Raw genomic sequence first — 21,555 nt, 5'->3', positions numbered from 1 at the left:
ATGATTAACCTAAAATATGTATATAATTACAGTGTATATATTAAGTGGGATCGAACATTGACACAAGCAATCTATCAGGGCTTTATTTTATCAAGGCAACAATACAGCGCTAAAAATACGCAAGGTATTACTTTGTGCTATTGGCTAAGCTCTGAACATGGCCCACTTAAAGTTATTATTGAAAACCAGCAGGCAGTGTTTTTCATCCCATTGTCAGCGCAACATACTGCAAATACTTTACTCGCACAGGCAAATATAAAAGCGCAGTTTAATAAGGTTGAGTTGTGTCATTTTAGTGGCAACGAATGTGTTGCCTGTTACTTTAACGATATAAAAAGTTTATATACTGCACGCGCTCTTTTAGAGCAAGCAATGCCTATTTACGAAGCCGATGTACGCCACAGTGACCGCTTTTTAATGGAGCGCTTTATTAAAGGAGGTGTGTGGGTAACGGGTAACGCCACAACTAAAAATGGCTTTATTGAAATTAGTGACGCAAAGTTAAAAGCAAACAAAGATTACACGCCAACGCTTACGTCTGTTTCTTTGGATATAGAATGTAATGGCGATGGGGTGTTATTTAGTGTTGCACTGGTGGGAAATGGTTTAGATTGTGTATTGATGATAGGTGAGCAACAGCTGCAGAGCGACTCGACATTTGAAATAGACTGGTGCTATGACGAAATTAACCTACTCACCAAGCTGCAGCAGTACATTATAAATAATGACCCCGATGTTATTGTTGGTTGGAATGTTATTGATTTTGATTTTAGTTTATTGCAAGAACGCGCTGAGGCGTTAGGGCTTACTCTAAACTTTGGTCGAGATAATCAACCTTTATATATTAATAAGGGTCATTACACCCGATTAACGCTCCCAGGGCGGTGCGTCATTGATGGCATTGATACATTAAAAAATGCCACTTACCGATTTGACAGCTTTTCATTAGCCAATGTTGCAGAGCGTGTGCTTAACGAATCTAAATTAATAAAAACCGACAACCGACTAACTGAAATTGTTCGTCAATTTAACGAAGATAAGTTTTCTCTAGCGGCTTATAATCGTCAAGATTGTATTTTGGTTAATCAAATTTTCGAAAAATTAAAGCTATTTGAATTTGCCATTGTCAGAACCCAAATAACAGGGCTCGAACTGGAACGCATGGGGGGCTCGGTTGCCGCATTTACAAACTTATATTTACCGTTATTGCATCGCAGTGGTTATGTTGCACCCAATTTAGGCGATCATGGGCTCTCATTTGAGAGCCCCGGTGGCTATGTGATGGAGTCGACTCCAGGGCTGTATAAAAACGTTTTGGTATTGGATTTTAAAAGCTTATACCCTTCAATTATGCGTACGTTTTGTATTGACCCACTAGGTTTAATCGCAGGGTTAAATGCACCAGAGCAAGCGGTTGAAGGGTTTAATCAGGCGTTATTCTCAAGAACGCAGCACCATCTACCCAAATTAATTGCACACCTGACACAAACTCGCCAAGAGGCAAAAGACACTAATCAACCTATGCTCTCACAAGCGATTAAAATTATTATGAATAGTTTATATGGCGTACTCGGCTCTAAGGGTTGTCGGTTTTACGACCCGCGCTTATCGAGTTCTATCACGTTACGTGGCCATGAGATAATGCAAACAACCCGTAAATGGATAGAAGCGCAAGGCTTTGAGGTGATATATGGTGATACCGACTCTACGTTTGTAAAACTTTGTGAAGATAAAAGCCCTGAGCAATGCAACGAAATTGGCTGCCAACTTGTTCATCATATTAATACCATGTGGCAAGCTGATTTAAAACAACGCTATGATTTACATAGTTATTTAGAAATTGAATTTGAAACTCATTACAGTCCGTTTTTTATGCCAACTATACGAGGTAAAAAAACAGGCTCTAAAAAGCGATATGTAGGGCAAGTAACCAAAAATAATGAAAAAAAACTGGTATTTAAAGGTATGGAAACGGTACGTAGTGACTGGACTGAGTTTGCACAAGAGTTTCAAACACAATTATTTGAGACGTTATTTACTGACAACTTCGAAATACAGCAACTGCACGATATTATAAATAGCTACACTCAAAAACTTTATAATGGTGAGTTCGACCGTAAATTAGTATATAGAAAGCGGTTAGGGCAGCACCTTAACGATTACATCAAAAATATTCCTCCTCATGTTCAAGCTGTTAAAAAATACAAAGCGAATCATCCTGAGTTTGAAATAAAACGCGGGCAAGTGATTGAATATGTTTACGCAGTAACCGGCGCTGAGCTTTATAGCGGTAAAAACACTCTGAACTACCCACTGTACATTCAAAGACAGCTCGACCCTGTTGCGCAAATGATATTAAGCGCATTAAACACAGCATCTGAATCTACACAAGCCTCGTTGTTTTAGCTTAACTATGAGCTTAAAAAGTCTTTTATAGTTAATTATTCGCCTATAAACTTCAAAGGTGAATAAAAAATTTAAAGGTAAATTAACAATTGTGGCCTTGGTTACAATTTTATCTAAAAAGAATACAAAGCGTAATTTAAAAAATCATTTATTAAAACTCATAAAAATCAATTGTTTACCATGATGTTGTTTCTAATTATCAAGTTTGTTTCTAAATCGTATCCATAAATTAATTTAAAAAACTAATAAAATACCGCCAAAAATGATAATGAAAAGTCATGCAAAGTGCTTTTAAAGTTAATTTAATGTTGACCGCCTTGTGTTTGAAGTATTATCATCTGAAGCGTGATCACAAATTAATTAACAAGGTGTGATCAAAAAAATACAAAAACAAATAGTATTCTAGGGAGAATCAAATGTTAAATAACAAAGTTTCAAAAGCAGTTCGCTTAGCGATCGCTTTTGGTGCAGCTTCTACTGCTGCTTTCTCAGCAAATTCATTTGCTGCAGAAGAAGGCGCAGAAAAAGTTGAACGTATTCAGGTTACAGGTTCACGCATCAAGCGTACTGATTTAGAAAGTGCTAGCCCGGTTTTAGTTCTTAGCCGTGATGATTTAAATGTTAGTGGTCAATTAAGCATCGGTGACATTCTTCAACAAATTCCAGCTGCGGGTGCTGCACTTAATACTGCCTTTAATAACGGTGGTACTGGCGCAACAAACATGGATTTACGTAACTTAGGCGCACAACGTCTTCTTGTATTAGTAAATGGTAAGCGCTGGGTTTCATCTTTAGGTTCTACAGTTGATTTAAACACAATCCCATCGTCAGCGATTGAACGTGTTGAAGTTGTTAAAGACGGCGCTTCTGCAATCTACGGTTCTGATGCTATTGCTGGTGTTGTAAATATCATCACTCGTAAAGATTTTGAAGGTGTTGAGGTTTCTGTATACGGTGGTGAAAACTTAAAGTACAACGATGGTCGCCAGTATTCTGCAGACATCACTGTTGGTACTACTTCAGACCGCGGTGGCTTAATGTTTAATGCTAGCCATGTAACTCAACAAGAAATTTGGGCAGGTGATCGCGATATTTCTTCTATGGGTAACAGCTCTACAACTGAAAAAGGCCGTTTACGTCTTACTTCAAGTGCAATCAGCCCTGATCTTCGAGATAGCTTACTTGCTCAAGGTTACACTGAAAACAACGCTGGTAAGTCAAACGCTGGTTTTGATTTAGTTCCTAATGGTGCAGGTTCAGCTGTAGGTTTAGATTCATTCCGTGACCGAGCTGGTGATGTTTACAACTACGCGCCTGAAAACTACCTTGCAACGCCACAAGAGCGTAACAGTTTTTATGTTCAAGCTTTTTATGACTTAAGTGATGACGTTCGTTTCGTTTCAGATTTCATGATGACTAACCGTAAATCTTCACAGCTACTTGCAGCGATGCCATTAACAATTGGTGCATCTTTTGGTGCAGCAGCTAGCCGAGTAGACATCCACGAAAATAATATCTACAACCCATTTGGTGAAACACTGTATGGTGATGCTTCTCGCTCAGGTGTAGAAGGTTATATCCCATTTGCTGGTCAACGTCGTTTTGTAGAAGCTGGTAACCGTATTTACAGACAAAATGATACTACTTACCGTGCAATGGTTGGTTTAGAGGGCGGTATTGGTGATACATCTTGGGTTTGGGATGCTTCTTACATTTATGGTAAGAATAGCCAAGACGTTTTAACAACAGGTCTACTTAACCTTACTCGTATAAACCAAGCATTAGGTGACAACTGTAATGCATCTACTTCTTGTGTACCACTTAACCTATTTGGTGGTGCTGGCTCAATTACACAAGATATGGTTGATTTTGTAACATTTGACAGTGTTTCTCGTGAAGGTTTAGAACTTAAAGATTACACAGTAAACTTTGCTGGTGATGCATTTGAGTTACCTGCAGGTGTTGTAGGTATGGCCGTTGGCTTTGAACGTCGTGAAGAGTCAGGTTACGATACGCCTGATCCACTAACTCAAAGTGGTGAAACTTCAGGTAACCAACGTGATGCAACTTCAGGTGGCTTCCGTTTAGATGAAGCTTATGTAGAGCTTTCAATTCCAGTATTTGATGGTTTAACTATTGCACCAGCAATTAGATTCTCTGACCACAGTGCATATGGTAGCAACTCTACAGCTAAAGTTGGTGTTGAATACCGTCCAATGGATGATTTACTTCTTCGTGGTACTTGGGCTGAAGGTTACCGAGCTCCTTCAATCTCTGACTTATATGCAGGTAATGCAGATGCATACCCTACATTAACAGACCCGTGTAACTCTGTAGAAGGTGTTGTTCCAAGCCTACCTGGTTGTGCTGGCGTACCAAATGGTTACACGCAAGCTAATACACAGATTCGTGAAACTCGCGTTTCTTCTCCAGATTTACAACCAGAAGAATCAGAATCTAAAACGTTTGGTATTGTTTATAACCCAAGCTATGTTGATGGTTTAGAATTCACAATCGATTACTACGATATCGAAGTTGAAAACTCAATTGGTCGTTACGGTTCTAATCGTATATTGAACGAGTGTACTTCAGGAAGTAATGCATCTTCTTGTGATTACATTGACCGTGATGCTAACGGTAATATCGTTGATTTACGTAACTTCCTACAAAACTCAGGTACCTACAATGTTGAAGGTATAGATTTTTATACTGCATACAAGTTTGATACTGAGTACGGTAGCTTCAGAACATCTCTTGATTTGTCTTATGTAATGACTAACGAGTTCGATGGCGAAGATCAAGTAGGCGTGCAGTATGGTGATGCTGGTTATCCTGAATATAAAGGCACATTTGCTCTAGATTGGTCTCAAGGTGACTTTGATGCGCATTGGCAAACACGTTATGTTGACCGTATGCAAAACTACTATGACATAGCTTACGGCGCAGAAAATTACCCAGGTATGGCTGATTACATTGGTTCTTACTTTGTACATGATGTATCTGTAGGTTATGCGCTAGACGCTTACAACACTAAAATTAGTGTAGGTATTGAGAACTTATTCGCGAAAGAACCTTCTCGTGAATACACTAACAATGACTTTGCAATCTCAACTAACAACTTCTCTGTTACAGAGTACGACGTTAATATGGATCGCTTTGTATATGTACGAGCTACAATTAAGTTCTAATAACTTAGAAACTTAAACTTTATTTAAAAGCCACTTTTTAGTGGCTTTTTTATTTTTGGAATATTTATGATTCAACTAAATAAAAATATTGATGTAGTTAATTTACATAGGGAATACTCTAAAAATAAGAGAATTATGGTTGATAGTGTTTTAGAGTTTGATGGTTTTTCTAAAATTACAGAAAAATTAAAACACAATATTCCTTATTTGAATGCATATTCTTTAAATGGCCAATACATTCAATCATCAGATGATGAATTAAAAAATATGTCTCCCAATAAAATGAGAGCGCTTCAGCAGACTATTTATGAAAATGCGAGTAAAGGGGTTGGCTTTTTTTATGGGCGATATGAAATAACTCAGAATGAAAAAGATGAGTTACTAAAGGATCTATTTAATTATCTTAATGGCCAAGAAGTTTTAAAATTGATTAGTGATGTTACAGGTGTAAAGGGTTTAAAAAGTGCAAGTGTGCAATTAACACGCTATGTACCAGGGAATTTTTTGACACGACATAATGATGTACTCCCTACAAAGCAAAGAGCAATCGCTTTTGTTTTTGGTTTTACACCACAGTGGCACCCAGACTGGGGTGGTTTGTTACATTTTTATGAAATGGATGGAAAGCTGACAGAGACGTTTATGCCCAAAAGTAATGTTTTATCCCTTTTTGATGTGCAATTACCACATTCTGTTTCTTATGTAACTCCATTTGCTCGTGCTGCAAGATACTCAATTACTGGCTGGTTTAACTTAAAATAATATTATTTAAGCGACGCCAAGTTAGTTTTATTAAGACTAATTAACATCTTTATTAATATGAGTAATAGGTAATCAGTAAAATTCTATTTAGACGAGGAGCCATGTAATTCTAAGAAATTGATAGATGAAAAAATTATTATTTGCTCTAAATAAAGCAAGTATTGTGATAACTACCTCATACAAAATAATTACTTAAGTTATTTAGTATTTAAACTTTATAATTAGCCCAAGCTTTTGATATTAAATAATTAATTGTTTTAAAAGTATACTTTTAATTTAAATCGTTTATTTAACTTTTGAAAGAACTTGGTGATAATGTAAAAAAATAAAGTTAAAAACTTTGTTCTTGTAATTTATGTGTAAATGGGTTGTTGACCTTGTGCATAAATTAAGCTTAAGATGTTAAATAACAGACAGGTTTTAATGCTGATATTTGCCTGTTTAGTTAAATAAAAAATATAATAACACCTTAGGGAGAATTTAATGTTGAACAATAAAGTTTCAAAAGCTGTTCGTTTAGCGATAGCTTTTGGTGCAGCTTCTACAGCTGCTTTCTCAGCAAGTTCATTTGCTGCAGAAGAAGAAAATGCAGAAAAAGTAGAACGCATTGAAGTAACAGGTTCACGTATATTACGTGAAGGCGCTATTTCACCATCGCCGGTAACCGTAATTACGGGCGAAGACTTAGTTAGCACTGGTGCTTTGAATATCGGTGAAGTACTAAACAAACTACCAGCCTTAGCAACTACCTATTCACTTGCAAACTCAGGCCGTTTTATCGGTACTGCTGGTATCAGTTTATTAGATTTACGTGGTATGGGCAGTGAACGTACATTAGTACTAGTTGACGGTAAACGTCATGTTTCTAGTGCCCCAGGAACATCTTCTGTTGATACGAATACCATTCCAAGCTCTTGGATTGAAAAAGTTGAGATTATTACTGGTGGTGCGTCTGCGGTATATGGTGCCGATGCGGTAACGGGTGTAGTTAACTTCATATTAAAGAAAGATATTACTGGTTTTAATGTATCTGCAACGAAAGGTTTTGCAGATAATAGTTCTTATCAAAATGAAAAATATACTTTTTCTTACGGTAAAGATTTTGCTGAAGGGCGTGGTAATGCTGCATTCTCTGTAGAATATAATACACAAAACTCATTGAATGCTTTAGACAACCCTTGGACTGCAACATCGTATGCATCCATGCCATATGATGTTGTGACAGGTCAATCTCGCCCAGAAGGTCAAATTGATAGCGAAGCTTATCCGGATAGAATAGTAGTCCCTAATGCTGGTTATTATTTAATTTCAAATCAAGGAACTGTTTGGAATCCAAATACAGGTGGTATTTTAGGTAAATTTAATGGTGATAGCTCATTAAACGATGTTTATACAGGTGCTATTGATGATGGCCAATTCTGTGGAAGCGCTGGTTGTGATTTCATTAACTTACGCCAATATTCAGAAATACAACCTAAGTTTGATCGCGTTAATTTTAACTTTAAAACGAATTATGACGTAACAGATGAATTAAACGCATATTTTCAAGCTAAATATTCTAAAACAGAAGGTGAAAATATAGGCCAACCTTTCTTCCGCTTCTTTAGTGGCGCAAATATGATACAGCGAGATAATGCATTTTTATCAGCTGACACTGCAGCATTGATGGATGAAGAAGGGCTATCAATGATCGGTGTAAACAAAATGTACAACGATGTTGGTCGCCGTTTAGAAGAAAATACTCGTGAAACAACTCGGTTTGTAGCAGGTATCCAAGGCTATATTACTGATGATTGGTCTATGGATATCTCTTTAGTTCATGGTAAGTCAGAGATAGAACGTATTAATGGCGCAAATGTTATTTTGGCTAATTATGCTAACGCTATTGATGCTGTGTTTGATGACAGTGGCAATATCGTTTGTCGTAGTGAAACTGCTCGTGCAGATGGTTGTGTTGCAGCAAATATAATGGGTGACGGCGCAATTAGCCAAGAAGCAATTGACTATGTGACAACAACATCAATTGGTACATCAGAAATCAAGCAAACTGTATTCAATGCAACATTTAGTAATTCGGCAATTTATGAACTACCAGCGGGTATGGTTGGTTTTGCTGGTGGTGTTGAGTACCGTGATGAAACAAGTGTGACGATTGAAGATGCTTTTGCTAAAACAGGGGCTACATTCTTTAATGCACTTGGTGAAACGGATGGTGGTTATGATGTAACAGAAGCGTTTTTTGAACTATCAGTACCATTAATTGAAGATGTATTCTTAATCGATACTTTAGTGTTTGACACAGCTGTACGTTATGCTGATTATTCAACTATAGGTGATGCTACAAGCTGGAAATTAGGCTTAGATTGGACTATTACGCCTGAATTACGTGCTCGTTTTACAGTATCTGAAGCGATGCGTGCGCCAAACATTGATGAACTCTTTTCTGGACAAAGTCAGTCATTTGCCAATGTAGATGATAAATGTAAAGTATCTGAGCTTGATCAGTTGAGTGATGCAGGCCGAGCTATTCGTGCAGCTAACTGTGCAGCGCTTGGTGTACCTGCTGATTTTGACTCAAGTTATGATAGCGCAACGCTTGAGACTTTAGTTGGTGGTAATCCAGACCTACAGCCAGAAGAATCTAGATCAATTACGGCAGGTATTGTTTACCAGCCAGAATGGTTAGAAGGCTTTAGTGTAACAGCCGATTACTGGGAAATTGATATTGATGACACAATTAGTGGTATTGGGTTTCAAACTATCATAGACCGTTGTGTAGATTCACCAACTGGTATTGACAATCAATTCTGTGGTCTTATAACTCGTGATCCAAATACAAGTGAAATTACCTTATTAAAAGGTTTTGCACTTAATATCGCACGCAGTCTTAATTCTGGTGTAGATTTTGAGGTGGGTTATGATTTTGATGCTCTAGGTGGTAGTTTTGGTACTAGCTTTATTGGTACTTATTTGATTGAAGCAAAGGATTATCCTTTCTCAGCTGAGCCTGAAAATTACACAGACTATGAAGGTGTATTAGGTAATGAAACATGGCAGGGTAGTATTTCTGTTGATTATACTTATGAAAACCTGGTTGTAGATTTTAGCACACGCTTTATTAACGGTGTTGAGTTATACAATCCTACACAAATAGAAGCAAACCCTAACCCGTCAAATGAAATGCGTTACGGTTCATATTTTATAACTGATGCTTCAGTCGCTTATAACTTTGACAGTGGTGTTGGCTTTAAGTTAGGTGTTGATAACTTATTCAATCGTGGCTTACCAGGAAGTACGACTGGCACAGGTGCAGGCTCAGCGATTTACGATAATATTGGTCGATTTGCCTACCTACAAGCTACTTACAAATTTTAAAGCTATTACCTATTAATATAATATTTTTATACTAATAGAGTTTCTTAGAATTGCAGATAAGTTAAGTATGTAATTAAATACCCTTAATCATTTTGATTAAGGGTATTTTTTTATATTTATACATAATATAGTTCTCTAAATTTATAAACAGTTTGAATATTAGTTTATGAATATAAATTATTTAAACAAATGTGAAATAAAGCTGTCTTCCTAAAACATAACCATTAATTAGATTAAGAATTCTTACCTTTGATGACCTACACCCTTAGACCCTATCAGCAAGAGGCGGTTGAACGCACCGTTTTACACTTTAGAAAAACCAATGATCCTGCTGTCATTGTGCTGCCTACAGGTGCGGGTAAAAGTTTAGTGATAGCTGAGCTTGCGCGTATTGCTAAACAAAAAATATTGGTGTTGGCGCACGTAAAAGAATTAGTTGAGCAAAATGCTCAAAAGTATAAAAGCTTTGGTCTTGAGGCGAGTATATTTTCCGCAGGATTAAAAGAGAAGTCGTTAACCCATCAGGTCACTTTTGCGAGTGTGCAGTCGTTATCACGTAATTTAGACAAACTTAATGAGCACTACTCACTACTTATTATTGATGAGTGTCACAGAGTAAATGGCGAAAAGAAAAGCCAATACGGTAAGGTTATTAATGCACTTAAATTTCACAACCCTGAATTAAAAGTATTAGGCTTAACAGCAACGCCTTACCGCCTTGGGTTAGGCTGGATTTATCAGCATCATTACCATGGGTTTGTAAGAGGCAATAAAGAGAGTCCATTCAAACACTGTATTTTTGAATTACCTTTGCGCTATATGATCAAGCATAACTATTTAACGCCCCCTAAAGAGGTTGATGCTGCAATTAGCCATTATGATTTTTCATCTTTAACTAGCAATGCATTTGGGCAATATAGCAATGAGGATATGAATGCGCTGTTAAAAAAATCGACCCGTGCAACTCAAACAATTTTACAACAGGTTATACAATACAGTGAAAATCGTTACGGCGTGATGATTTTTGCAGCTACGGTTATGCATGCACAAGAGATAATGACTTATCTACCAGAGGATCACAGTGCGCTGATCACGGGGGATACGCCAAATAGCGAACGCGATAAAATAATTAAACAATTTAAAGCTAAAAAATTAAAGTATTTAGTGAATATATCGGTTCTTACTACCGGCTTTGATGCCCCCCATGTTGATTTTATTGCTATTTTACGGCCCACAGAGTCGGTAAGTTTATACCAGCAAATTGTCGGTAGAGGCTTGAGGTTGGCTGAGGGTAAAGATGATTGTTTAGTGATTGACTATGCGGGCAATGGCTTTGATTTATTCTACCCAGAAGTGGGAGATAAAAAAGGCGATAGCGATAATGAACCCGTGCAAGTGCTGTGTCCTGGGTGTGGCTTTGCCAATATATTTTGGGGCAAAACAGATGCTGATGGCAAAGTAATCGAGCACTTCGGCAGGCGTTGTAAAGGTTTGCTAGAAGATGATAACGGTTTAAGCGAGCAATGCGATTACCGCTTTCGTTTTAAAGAGTGTGAGCAGTGCGGCGCACAAAATGATATAGCTGCTCGAAAATGCCATGATTGTAATGCTGTGATGGCCGACCCAGATGATAAGCTGCGCAATGCGTTAAACCTTAAAGATGCATTAGTCCTACGTTGTAGCGGCTTGAGTGTGGTAAAACTTAAAGAGCAATTGTTAAAAATTACTTATTTTGATGAAGACGGAGCCAGTTGTGATGAAATTTTTGATTTATCAAACAAAGGTGCTCGGTATTACTTTCATCAGCAGTTTGGTAAGCGTGTAAGTCTGGGCCAATCCCCCATTGAATTTACCAGTGCAGAGCAAGTTATAAAAGCGCAGTTTGATTTAATACCACCGGATTTTGTGATTGCGCGAAAAAGTAAGAAATATGGCTGGAAAGTAGCAGATAAACTTTTTGATTATAAAGGCAGCTTCAGAAAAGCAAACCAGCTAAGTCGATAGACTAAGCTGGATATCATTCATCATTTAAATTAGGGATTATGCCTCTTCTGCGTCTAATCCCCAACCATCACCATAGCCATTAAAGCTGTTCGCTATGCTTTCAATGTATTGTTCTGCTTGGCCTAACAGTGCATGTTCAGGCACCATTTGTACATGGGCAATTACTTCCCAAACGCCGGTATCTTTGCATTTTTCAACATCAGCAGTTTGCACTAATGCATCGTTTACAATCTCAGTTGCAAATTTTTCGGCATCAACCTGTTGTTCAAATAAAATGTAAAAATCAATTTGTTGCATTTTACTTAAATCTACACCAGCGGCGGAAATTTCAGCAAGTAGCTGGCCATTGTCATCATCAGGGAATTGCATTAAAAAACTCATTAATTTTATTTTGTACTCGTTATAGCTATTGTAACCAAAATAAACCGTTAACGCGTACTAAATTTTGACTGCATCTTTGAGTGTTAATTGCGATTAAGTTAATGTTAGGCTCATTGTGGCTATGGTAGTATATCTCTGTCTAGCGGTTTATTTTATGGATACCACAGTAAGGATATTTACTTGTTCAATCAGCTTTTAAAGTTTTTTTGTTTTTTTTGCTTGTTAGTAAGCCTGTCTTCTATTGCCTCTGAAAATATAATTGAAGATTATGAAATTAAAGGGATCAGTGGCGACTTAGAAAATAACGTTGCACTTTATTTAAAACAACTTGTTGGTGAAAAACCAACCCGTACACTTCGTCGGTATGCAAAAACGCAAGTTGAGAACAGTATCAAAGCCTTAGGTTATTATAGTCCAGTAGTAAATATTGATTTTGATAAAGACGAGCGCGAACTTGTTGTAAATATAGAGCGAGGCCCAGCCACACGTATTGAGTCACTTAATATAACGGTTAATGGTGAAGCAAAACAGGATCCGTTCGTTCAAAAAACGATTGAAAATCTTAATTTAAAACAAGGTGATATTTTAAATCATGGGGTTTATAGCAGCGCGCATAAAAAAATAGAGTCAGTGTTGCTAGAGTATGGATATTTCGATGCAAAATGGCCTGTTAGAAAATTTGAAGTATCACTCCAAAAACACAGCGCAACCATTACTTTTACTATTGATAGCGGAGTTCGTTATCAATTTGGTGATATTTTAATTGCCAGAAATACTCCAGCCGAAAAATATATCCGCTCTTTGGCGCCATTTAAAATGGGTCAGTCGTACAAAGCATCCTATATTGCCGATTATAATCTTGATTTATCAAGTACCCCTTATTTTAAGAGCGTGCGTGTTTACGCCGATATTACAGCGAGAAAAAACAAGCAAGTTCCTATAAAAGTGGATGTGTTACATAAACCAGAAAATAGTTATGAAATTGGTGGTGGCTTTAGTACAGATTTAGGGCCGAAAGTACGTTTTAAATGGAGTAAACCATGGATCACCGATAACGGGCACTATCTTGAAAGCAATTTAAATGTTTCTCAAAAACAGCAAGATATTTCCATGGCTTACACCGTGCCGGTGAATGATCCGAACGATGATTTATGGCGCTTTTCTGTCGGTTATAAGTTGGAAGATGAATTAACCAATGAAACCTACAGTGAAATACTAACAGGTCAGTTACAGCGCCAGTGGTTAACTGAGCATAAATGGGTACGAACGGCTTTTTTAAGGCGCGAGCAAGAAACCTACCGCATAGGGGATGACGAAGAAAAAACAACTGAAATGTTAATGCCTGGGATCAGTTATGCGCGTAAACAATCAAAGGGTGGCACCACACCTTATTGGGGGGAGCAGTGGTCTATTTCAGCTGAGTTTGGACTCGATAGCGTACTCTCAAGTACCAATTTGGTTAGAGTTCAATTACAGCATGCTTGGTTACGTACTTACCTTGACCGCCATCTGATCTTTTTAAAAGCAAACGTGGGCGCAATGATTGTTAATGATATAAATAATGTGCCATTTTCTTTGCGATTTTATGCCGGTGGCGATCAAAGTGTCAGGGGTTTTGCTTATCAGTCGATTTCTCCGCAAAACGAGCAGGGTGAGCGTATTGGTGGTAAATATTTATTAGCGAGTACCGTTGAATACAACTACCAATTTGCTAAAAATTGGCGAGCTGCGCTGTTTGTTGATGGGGGGACCGCAACCAATGATTTTTCAGAACAATTTGAAGTAGGTGCAGGATTTGGTTTTCGTTATTTAACACCGGTTGGTCCGATAAGAGTTGATCACGCGTGGGGGCTCACAAAAGAAAGTAAAAGTACCCGTTTAAGTATTACCATAGGGCCTGAAATTTAATGTCAGTATTTAAAAAAGTAACGGCGATAATTAGCGCCGTTTTAGCAACGCTGTTAGTTACACTGTTTTGCGTTTTGTTTACCGCCCCTGGTAATCAATTGCTTGCTTATACAGCGAATAAATTGGTTGATGGATTAACCATTGAAATAAAAAATGGCCGATTTTTATACAATGACGCATTTAACTTACAGTTTGACCAAAATGGCTTAAGCGTTAATGCACAGCAACTAAAGATAGATTTATTTTGGTGGCAATGTGATGGTATTTGTATTGATAATTTAAGCGCTAAGTCGATTAAATTAACCTTGCCAAAAAGCGCTGAAAATAAAGACGATACGCCAACCGAAGCAGTAGAAAAAATAACCTTACCCTTTAATATTGCATTAAAAAATCTAGCTATTGATGAATTTATTTTAAATCATTCAAGTGCAAATGTAACACTTAACACTCTGCAATTGTCGGCAAAGGCTGAAGGGTCTGATGTTACAATTAAACGCTTAACCATTCCTCGTATTAATGTGGTATTAAAAGAGCAAACCGCAGCTCAACAAGCAGCGGCTAATCAACAAACAACAACAGCTATTAAGGAATTACCAGCTTTACCCAATATCGATTTTATCTCGCCACTTAACATCAATGTTGAGCAGTTCAATATCACCAACGTGACAATAAATCAGGGCGAGCAACACTATTCAATTGATGATATTGCCCTGCAAATGAGCGTAGAAGATGCCACTATTAAAGTACAGTCACTATCGGCAGGTTATCAGCAGTGGCAGTTAAATACTCAGCTTGATGCAACACTGGAAGGGGCTATGCCTATTAACGGCAACATTAGCTTAAAAGGGAATGAACACGGAGCTACTCTTGATATAAATGGTGATCTAGCCAAGCTTAACATTGCGCTTGATACCACAGGATTATTTCCTTTAAATTTGAGAGCAACAGCCAACCTCAAACAGAAAAACTATCCCTTTAGTGTTAATGGCAAAATTAATCAATGGCTTATTAATACACAAAATAATGAGCTAAAGGTTAAAAACATCAATTTAAGTGCCCAAGGTAATGCTAACGACTATGAATTAAGTTTAACGGGTAATACTCAGCTAGATGCTTATCCAAGTGTAGATTTAAATGCTCAGCTAAAAGGCACACTAACCAAGGCAACGCTTGAAACGCTTGCTTTAAAAACTAACGATAGCGCTGCGAATATTCAAGCACAGCTTGATTGGCAACAGGGAATTAAAGCGGACTTTACCGGCGCTTTATCAAATTTAAAAGCGCAATACTTAACCGATGCCCTAACCAGTGATGTTTCAGGGACGTTTAAAGGCGTATTTAACGCCCAAGTCGATACCTGGCAGCTACAAATGAACAATACTAAGCTAGCTGGCTTTTTAAACAACGTTCCCTTAGAGTTTGCTGCAAACTTTAAGTTAGATAATCAATTAAAAGCGGATATCGATAGTTTTTATTTAAGTAGTGGTGCTAACAAGTTAACTTTGAATGGGCAGGTAGATGATACATGGCAAGTTGACGGTGATATCACGCTTAATAGTGATGAGCAGGCTAATCTTCCTTTTATTGCTAACGGTAAAGCGGATTTAAAAGTACGCGGCAACAGATTAACCCCTTCGGTTAACTTAGCCGTCATACTAGATCGTTTTATTTTTAATGAGATAAACATTAATAAACTTGCTATAAAATCTCAACTAGATACGGCCGCTGATTGGCAAACTGATCTCAGTGTTAATGTTGCATCTGCACTGGTCGCTGGGCAGCAAATTAATAATATAAACATAGCTGCCAGTGGTGATAAAACAGATCATCAACTTAGCGCGTCGATTGATGCCGAAAAAGGCGCGGTGGAACTTGAGCTTAATGGCAAAATGAAAAATGCCATTTGGAATGGTGAGCTAAGTGACATAACCCTTAGTGATAAAAAGCTGAGTTTTAATAATACTAAAAAAATATCCGTTATGGTGAATACACAAAACGGGGATTTTGATGTGAGCGCTCATTGTTGGCAATCAGCTCAAAGTAAGTTGTGTATAGATACCTTGTCGCAAACAAAAGCGCTAGGGCAGTTTAATGCAAAGCTTGCTAACCTCTCACTTGCAGAGCTTAAGCACTTATTACCAGATAATATTCGCACACGCGGAGACTTAACAGGTGATTTTGCTGCTAATTGGCAGTCAGGTGCACTTAAAACACTCAGAGCCAATGTAAATTCTAATGGATTAAATGCAGTGCTAACCTCAGAAGAGGATCGATTTAAACTCCCAATAGAAACACTCAGTATTCGTGCTTTTTCAGATTCGCAGGTTGGTAAAATTGAAGCTAACTTGGCATCCAGTGTGTTAGGTAAAATAGCTACCGATATAAATATTGACGACATTCAAAATACACAAACACTCTCTGGTAACGTTAATATAGATAAAATTTTACTCTCAGACATTCAGCCATTTTTAGATACGCTTGAGCAACTTAAAGGGGCAATCAGCGGACAGGTTACATTAGCAGGAACGCTCAAAGATCCTCAGTTAGATGGTGAGCTTAATATAGCAGACATTAATTTAGAGGGAGAGCAATTACCCGTTGCACTTAAAGACTCTAATATACATATTTTATTTAATAAAACCACGGCAACGATTAAAGGTAACTTAAGTGATACTCAAGGCGGGCAAGTTAAACTTACCGGTGATGTTGATTGGCAAGGTGAGCAACCCGCGGTTAATGTTGCAGTTGTTGGCAATGAGTTTTTTGTTAGAGCGCAGCAGGGTGTGATATTTAAAGTATCACCCGATCTAAAAATCGGCATAGCAGATAACGCGCTTAACCTTGTCGGTGAAGTGGTTGTGCCTTATGGACGTATAGAAATTGAAGAGCTGCCCGAGGGCGCGGTGCAAGTAAGCGATGATGAAATAATTATTGATCAAAAAACACAAGCGGCTAAAAAAGTCCCTTTTGATTATGATGTAGACTTAAAAGTAACAGTAAAAAATGATGTAAAAGTCGAATCGTTTGGACTCAAGTCTAAAGTAACTGGTGATTTAGCGCTTAAAATGAGCCAAGGTACGCCAATTATTGCAACCGGAGAGCTTAATTTAATAGAAGGGACGTATTTAGCCTTCGGGCAAGACTTGATAATTAGAACAGGGCAAGTAGGTTTTAGTGGCGCAATCGACAAACCGTATCTCAACATTAAAGCGATTCGTAACCCAGATAATACCGCTGATGGTGTGATTGCCGGGGTGACTTTAACCGGCAGTGTTGAGCAACCTACGTTAAAAGTATTTTCTGAGCCTGCGATGGATCAAGCCCAAGCCTTAGCCTATTTACTCAATGGGCAACCATTAGGAGAGGGCGACAGCTCTACAGATGCTATGTTAACTCAGCTATTACTTTCGCAAGGTGTGAGTCGCAGTGAGGGAGTGGTTTCTAAGGTGGGTGAAACCTTTGGTTTATCTGATGTAAGCTTAAGCTCTAAAGGCAGTGGTGAACAAACAAAAGTAGAAATATCGGGTTATATAGCCCCAAGCTTACAGGTTAAGTACAGTGTCGGGGTGTTCGACTCACTCAGTGAAGTGGCTGTGCGCTACCAGTTACTCTCTAAACTATACATAGAAATAACCAGTGGCTTATACCAAAACGTAGACATACTGTATAAGTTTGATTGGGACTAATAGATAACTATAAAAAAGGAAAGGTATGAAAAAGTGTGTAGTGACCCTTTTAGTGTCGGCCTTGTTAGGTGGGTGTGCCCAGCACAGTACTCAATCACCAGCCTCATCGGCTAAAAAGCTAACAAGCAGTGAGATTATTGCGGCGGCTAAAGATGATGAATGGCGATGGGTCGAATCAGAGAATATTCTAAAGTTAACCCTGCCCACAGGCGCCGCATATATTGAGCTTAACCCCAAACTTGCGCCTAAACACACTGCGAATATTAAAAAACTGGCAAGACAAGGCTTTTATCAAGGTACTCACATTTACCGTTTTGTTGAAGGGTTTGTAGCTCAAGGTGGCGATAGTACGGGTAAAAAGTTAGCCAAAACTAAAGATAACACGGTGCCAGCGGAATTTTATTTAACCACCACTGAGCCACTTTCAATAACCGAGATGGGCAGTGATGGTTATGCACCCGTAACGGGGTTTTTAGGTGGCTTTGCGGTTGCACAAAACCAAGCGCATACACAAACGTGGCAAGTCCATTGTCATGGCATATTTGCAATGGCGCGCGATAACGATATAAACAGTGCCAGCAGTGAGTTTTTTGTCACCATAGGTCAAGGGCCGCGTTATTTAGACAAAAATATTACCGTGTTTGGTCGGGTGCTTAAAGGCATGGCACATTTTCATCAGCTAGTGCGAACGCCAACTGAGAATACCGAGTTTAACCCCATTACTGATCTACAAGTATTAGCGGATGTAGCAGACGATAGCAGCCAATTTAAAGTAATGAAAACAGACTCTGATTCATTCAAACAATTAATTATTGCTAGGGGTAACCGCAGCGAAGAATGGTTTGCGTACAGCCATAATTATATTGATGTGTGTGGCATGGCGGTGCCAACTAAGCAACTTAATGACTAAAAAAGGAGCCTCAGGCTCCTTTTTTGTTAAGGTAACGCGACACTTATTGACGGTTTATTTTTACCGAAAATGGGGTTTCGTTATAATGTGTTGAGCGATATGGGTTTATATCAAGCCCACCACGGCGCGTATAACGAGCGTATACTTCAAGTTCTTTAATATGGAGTTGAGTGGTTAAGTCGCTGTAAATACGTTCCACACATTGCTCATGAAACTCATTGTGAGTTCTAAATGAAATTAAATAGCGTAATAATGACTCACGACAAACTTGCTCACCGGTATAGCGAATAATAATACTCGCCCAATCCGGTTGTGAAGTAATTAAACAGTTAGACTTAAGCAAGTGGCTATGCAAAGTTTCGGTGACTATTTTATTGCTTTGTGATTTAAGTGAATGGGCATCAATATGGTAGTTATCTATCTCAATATCTAACTCATCAATACACTCACCTGGAAGCGGTGTGCAAGGAATACAATTGTAGTCATCAGCGCTGTATAAGGTTACCTTTACAGGGCTGTTTACCGCATTGGATAAGTCGTCAATTAAATGTTGTTTAACAATTTCAATACTCCCAAAACGGCTTTGATTAAAGCTGTTTAAATAAAGCTTAAACGACTTTGATTCAATAATATGACTACTTTGACATTCGAAAGTAAACAATGCCACCGCAACTTGAGGCTTACCTTTAGTATTTAACCAAGACAGTTCGTAACCTGTCCATATGTCTTGGCCTTTAAACGGCAGCGCAGTTTCATCAATACTTAATGAATCGCGATTAAGCTTGCGAGCAATAGGAAAAAGCAAGCTGGGCGTGTATTGATCGACATACTCAGTAGATTGACCAAGTACGCTGCCTTTAAGATCGGGAGAATTGCTGTAATCTGTCATGTTTGCTCTTAAATAGTTACAATGGATGCATTATATATAAATTAAATGAGTTTCACAGTATGTCTGTTGCAATGCAATTAGCTCAACTTCACGAAAAATTTAGCGAACAAACGATTACTAATACACAAAAGCGCCCATTAATCGTCCACGATGAGCAATGGCCAAGCCCATGTGAAATAGGTAGCGCCGATGAACATGGCATGATCCAATGGCAAGCGATAGTTAGAGAGCCTACAGGTTCATTAACCGATCTCGCTAACGCATTGGAGCTTGAGTTTCCAGAGGCGTTGAGTCAATTTTATGGTCATATGTTTGCTGGCAGTGTTGTAGCCAATATTGACGGACATCAAGTGGAATTATTACAAGCATGGAATGAAGATGATTTTGACCTACTGCAACAAAATATCACTGGCCATGTTTTAATGAAACGTAAACTCAAACAAGCGCCAAGTGTATTTATTGGGTTAACCGACCAAGACGATTTGCTTGTTACCGTATTAGTAGAAACAGGTGAGGTGTGCTTAGAGTATGTAGGTAAAAAGCCACATCATGTACTTGCCAAAAACCTCAGTGAATTTATAGCATCGTTGACAGTATAATTATAAGGTAGTTTTAAGGTGTGATGTTTTTAGACATAGCACCTTAAGCGTGGGATTTATTGAAAATCCCACGAAATATTAGAGACTAAACCACACGGTTCACACCTAAAATCAAACAAGCCAAACCATGGCTCGGGTAATTTCCATTCACCATGGCAACTCGGGCATTTACGCTCAAGTTCAGAGGCTTTATCAACCCCCCCTACACGGTATAAATAATAGTAAACAGGCTTTTTAGTTAAAAAACTAATCCGTTTAGTTATATCTTTACCACGGCGGTATAAATCACTTTGGGTGCTGGCTATTTCTTCAAGCGCTGGAAATTCACAGCGTGTTGCACCATTAATTTGAATTTGATCGCACGCTTGCCAATCTTCTTGCCATTTAATTAGTGTTTTATAGTCACCATTAGCAATCGCAGGAATCTTAAATAGCGGCACGGGTAAAAAGTCATCGCCACAATACAGTGGGCTACATGTATGCACATAGGTGGTGTATAAAATATAGCTTGATGGCTCTTTACAGCCATCGGCGCCATTGGAGTGAATATCTTGACCGATGACCTTTACTTTGGGAGCAAGCAAACCAGCGCCATGAAGCTTTTCAACACTGTGTTTAACAAACGCACTGTTATTAAGTGGGTGCATGGCGTCTTCGGTCGGGCACATTACACGAGTAATAAAATAGCCATCTTTTAAAACCGTTGGAAATTCCTCTCCAATGATTTGGCCATTAAAGCGTAATGCATTCACTAAGCGGTTTATTGCCTGCTCGGCTTGCTCTAGGGTTGTGTCTTGGTAGCAATCAAATGTTAAATCAACAACAAACATTTATAGTCTCAAATTATTTTTGCTCTAGCAAAGCAAGTAATCGGTCAAGTTTTTGCTCAATTCTATCTAACTGAGTGTTTTTAGGATCTGAGTTACTTGCTTGCTCGGGTGTTTTCATTAAATTATAAATTGAATCGGGATTATTTTTATATTGACTCACTGCTGCAATAATAACCGGCATAGGAAGTGGTTTTACTAAACGGCTTTTAGTTAGTGCAACAGTGGGGACTTTGCCTTCATCAAGAAGGGCTTTAATAGCTTCAAATACAGCAGCATTCATTCGATTTATAACTCTTTAATAAAGTAAGCTCGCAACATGGAAGTTGCGAGCAGGTATGGTAACAATAAAGTGGCTCAGACACATTAAAATGTGCGATTTAATTATTTTGACGAAGGCGAGAGTCGAGTTCGTCAATTACCTCACTCCAATCGCCATCAACCGCCAGCGATTCAGCAATAAAGTGTTGTTGGGCTTCATCCCAAAAGGGAGCATCTTGCAATAATGTGGTATCCGAAATGGCATGCGATGCAATAAATGCATCTATTTCTGCTTCTGTATTAGGTAACCCTAATTGTGCGAACAATGTATTTATGTCGTGCTTAGTCGTATCCATAAT

General features: G+C 38.3%; 14 protein-coding genes. 9 read left to right on the top strand and 5 right to left on the bottom strand.

From position 1 onward, the window contains the following. The first annotated feature begins 57 nt into the window (after positions 1-57). From AAGD16_RS10145 to AAGD16_RS10125, 5 genes are all read left to right on the top strand, one after another. On the top strand, positions 58-2,406 hold the full coding sequence (locus AAGD16_RS10145; protein WP_058155509.1) for a DNA polymerase II: 2,349 nt from the start codon (positions 58-60) through the stop codon (positions 2,404-2,406). A gap of 416 nt (positions 2,407-2,822) precedes the next feature. Further along, positions 2,823-5,594 carry a TonB-dependent receptor plug domain-containing protein gene (locus tag AAGD16_RS10140; protein WP_377111494.1) on the top strand — a complete coding sequence of 924 codons (2,772 nt, stop codon included), beginning with the start codon at positions 2,823-2,825 and terminating at the stop codon, positions 5,592-5,594. Between the two features lie 66 nt (positions 5,595-5,660). Then, on the top strand, positions 5,661-6,356 hold the full coding sequence (locus AAGD16_RS10135; protein WP_013465377.1) for a 2OG-Fe(II) oxygenase family protein: 696 nt from the start codon (positions 5,661-5,663) through the stop codon (positions 6,354-6,356). Between the two features lie 483 nt (positions 6,357-6,839). After that, positions 6,840-9,731 (top strand): TonB-dependent receptor domain-containing protein, encoded by a 2,892-nt coding sequence (locus tag AAGD16_RS10130; RefSeq protein ID WP_058154990.1) that lies wholly within the window; start codon positions 6,840-6,842, stop codon positions 9,729-9,731. Positions 9,732-9,983: 252 nt separating this feature from the next. Then, on the top strand, positions 9,984-11,735 hold the full coding sequence (locus AAGD16_RS10125) for a DEAD/DEAH box helicase (protein ID WP_096038606.1): 1,752 nt from the start codon (positions 9,984-9,986) through the stop codon (positions 11,733-11,735). A 36-nt stretch (positions 11,736-11,771) separates the two neighbouring features. Here the strand turns inward: AAGD16_RS10125 and AAGD16_RS10120 are convergent, their stop codons facing one another. Next, on the bottom strand, positions 11,772-12,104 hold the full coding sequence (locus AAGD16_RS10120) for a ribonuclease E inhibitor RraB (protein WP_008109396.1): 333 nt from the start codon (positions 12,102-12,104) through the stop codon (positions 11,772-11,774). Positions 12,105-12,296: 192 nt separating this feature from the next. On the opposite strand from AAGD16_RS10120, the gene AAGD16_RS10115 reads away from it, so the two are divergent. Genes AAGD16_RS10115 through AAGD16_RS10105 form a run of 3 tightly spaced genes read left to right on the top strand, consistent with a single transcriptional unit; the run spans position 12,297 to position 18,620 of the window. Next, the gene (locus AAGD16_RS10115; RefSeq protein ID WP_377111488.1) at positions 12,297-14,024 is read left to right on the top strand and encodes an autotransporter assembly complex family protein; all 1,728 of its coding nucleotides are present in this window, start codon (positions 12,297-12,299) and stop codon (positions 14,022-14,024) included. After that, positions 14,024-17,710: a translocation/assembly module TamB domain-containing protein gene (locus AAGD16_RS10110; protein ID WP_377111485.1), complete on the top strand. Its 3,687-nt coding sequence runs from the start codon at positions 14,024-14,026 to the stop codon at positions 17,708-17,710. The genes AAGD16_RS10115 and AAGD16_RS10110 overlap by 1 nt, the downstream gene beginning before the upstream one ends. A gap of 25 nt (positions 17,711-17,735) precedes the next feature. Next, the gene (locus AAGD16_RS10105; RefSeq protein ID WP_096038603.1) at positions 17,736-18,620 is read left to right on the top strand and encodes a peptidylprolyl isomerase; all 885 of its coding nucleotides are present in this window, start codon (positions 17,736-17,738) and stop codon (positions 18,618-18,620) included. A gap of 43 nt (positions 18,621-18,663) precedes the next feature. Here AAGD16_RS10105 and queF read toward each other — a convergent pair whose 3' ends face one another. Continuing rightward, a complete protein-coding gene (gene queF / locus AAGD16_RS10100) occupies positions 18,664-19,509 on the bottom strand; it encodes an NADPH-dependent 7-cyano-7-deazaguanine reductase QueF (RefSeq protein ID WP_028834075.1) in 846 nt (281 codons plus the stop codon). A 59-nt stretch (positions 19,510-19,568) separates the two neighbouring features. Between queF and syd the strand changes: the two genes are divergently transcribed. After that, complete coding sequence (gene syd / locus AAGD16_RS10095; RefSeq protein WP_036953897.1) at positions 19,569-20,108, top strand: SecY-interacting protein; 540 nt, start codon at positions 19,569-19,571, stop codon at positions 20,106-20,108. Between the two features lie 56 nt (positions 20,109-20,164). On the opposite strand, the gene AAGD16_RS10090 is transcribed toward syd, so the two are convergent. The 3 genes from AAGD16_RS10090 to AAGD16_RS10080 form a co-directional block, all read right to left on the bottom strand. Then, positions 20,165-20,938: a Zn-ribbon-containing protein gene (locus tag AAGD16_RS10090; RefSeq protein ID WP_024601585.1), complete on the bottom strand. Its 774-nt coding sequence runs from the start codon at positions 20,936-20,938 to the stop codon at positions 20,165-20,167. Between the two features lie 13 nt (positions 20,939-20,951). Further along, positions 20,952-21,218, bottom strand: a complete 267-nt coding sequence (locus AAGD16_RS10085) for a hypothetical protein (RefSeq protein ID WP_377111478.1) — start codon at positions 21,216-21,218, stop codon at positions 20,952-20,954. Between the two features lie 97 nt (positions 21,219-21,315). Then, positions 21,316-21,552 (bottom strand): DUF2789 domain-containing protein, encoded by a 237-nt coding sequence (locus AAGD16_RS10080; RefSeq protein ID WP_013465367.1) that lies wholly within the window; start codon positions 21,550-21,552, stop codon positions 21,316-21,318. Between the last annotated feature and the right edge of the window lie 3 nt (positions 21,553-21,555).

This window comes from Pseudoalteromonas sp. M58 (genome assembly GCF_042604605.1).
In the GTDB taxonomy this organism is placed as follows: Bacteria; Pseudomonadota; Gammaproteobacteria; order Enterobacterales; family Alteromonadaceae; genus Pseudoalteromonas; species Pseudoalteromonas tetraodonis.
This window is presented reverse-complemented; position numbering and strand designations above follow the sequence as displayed.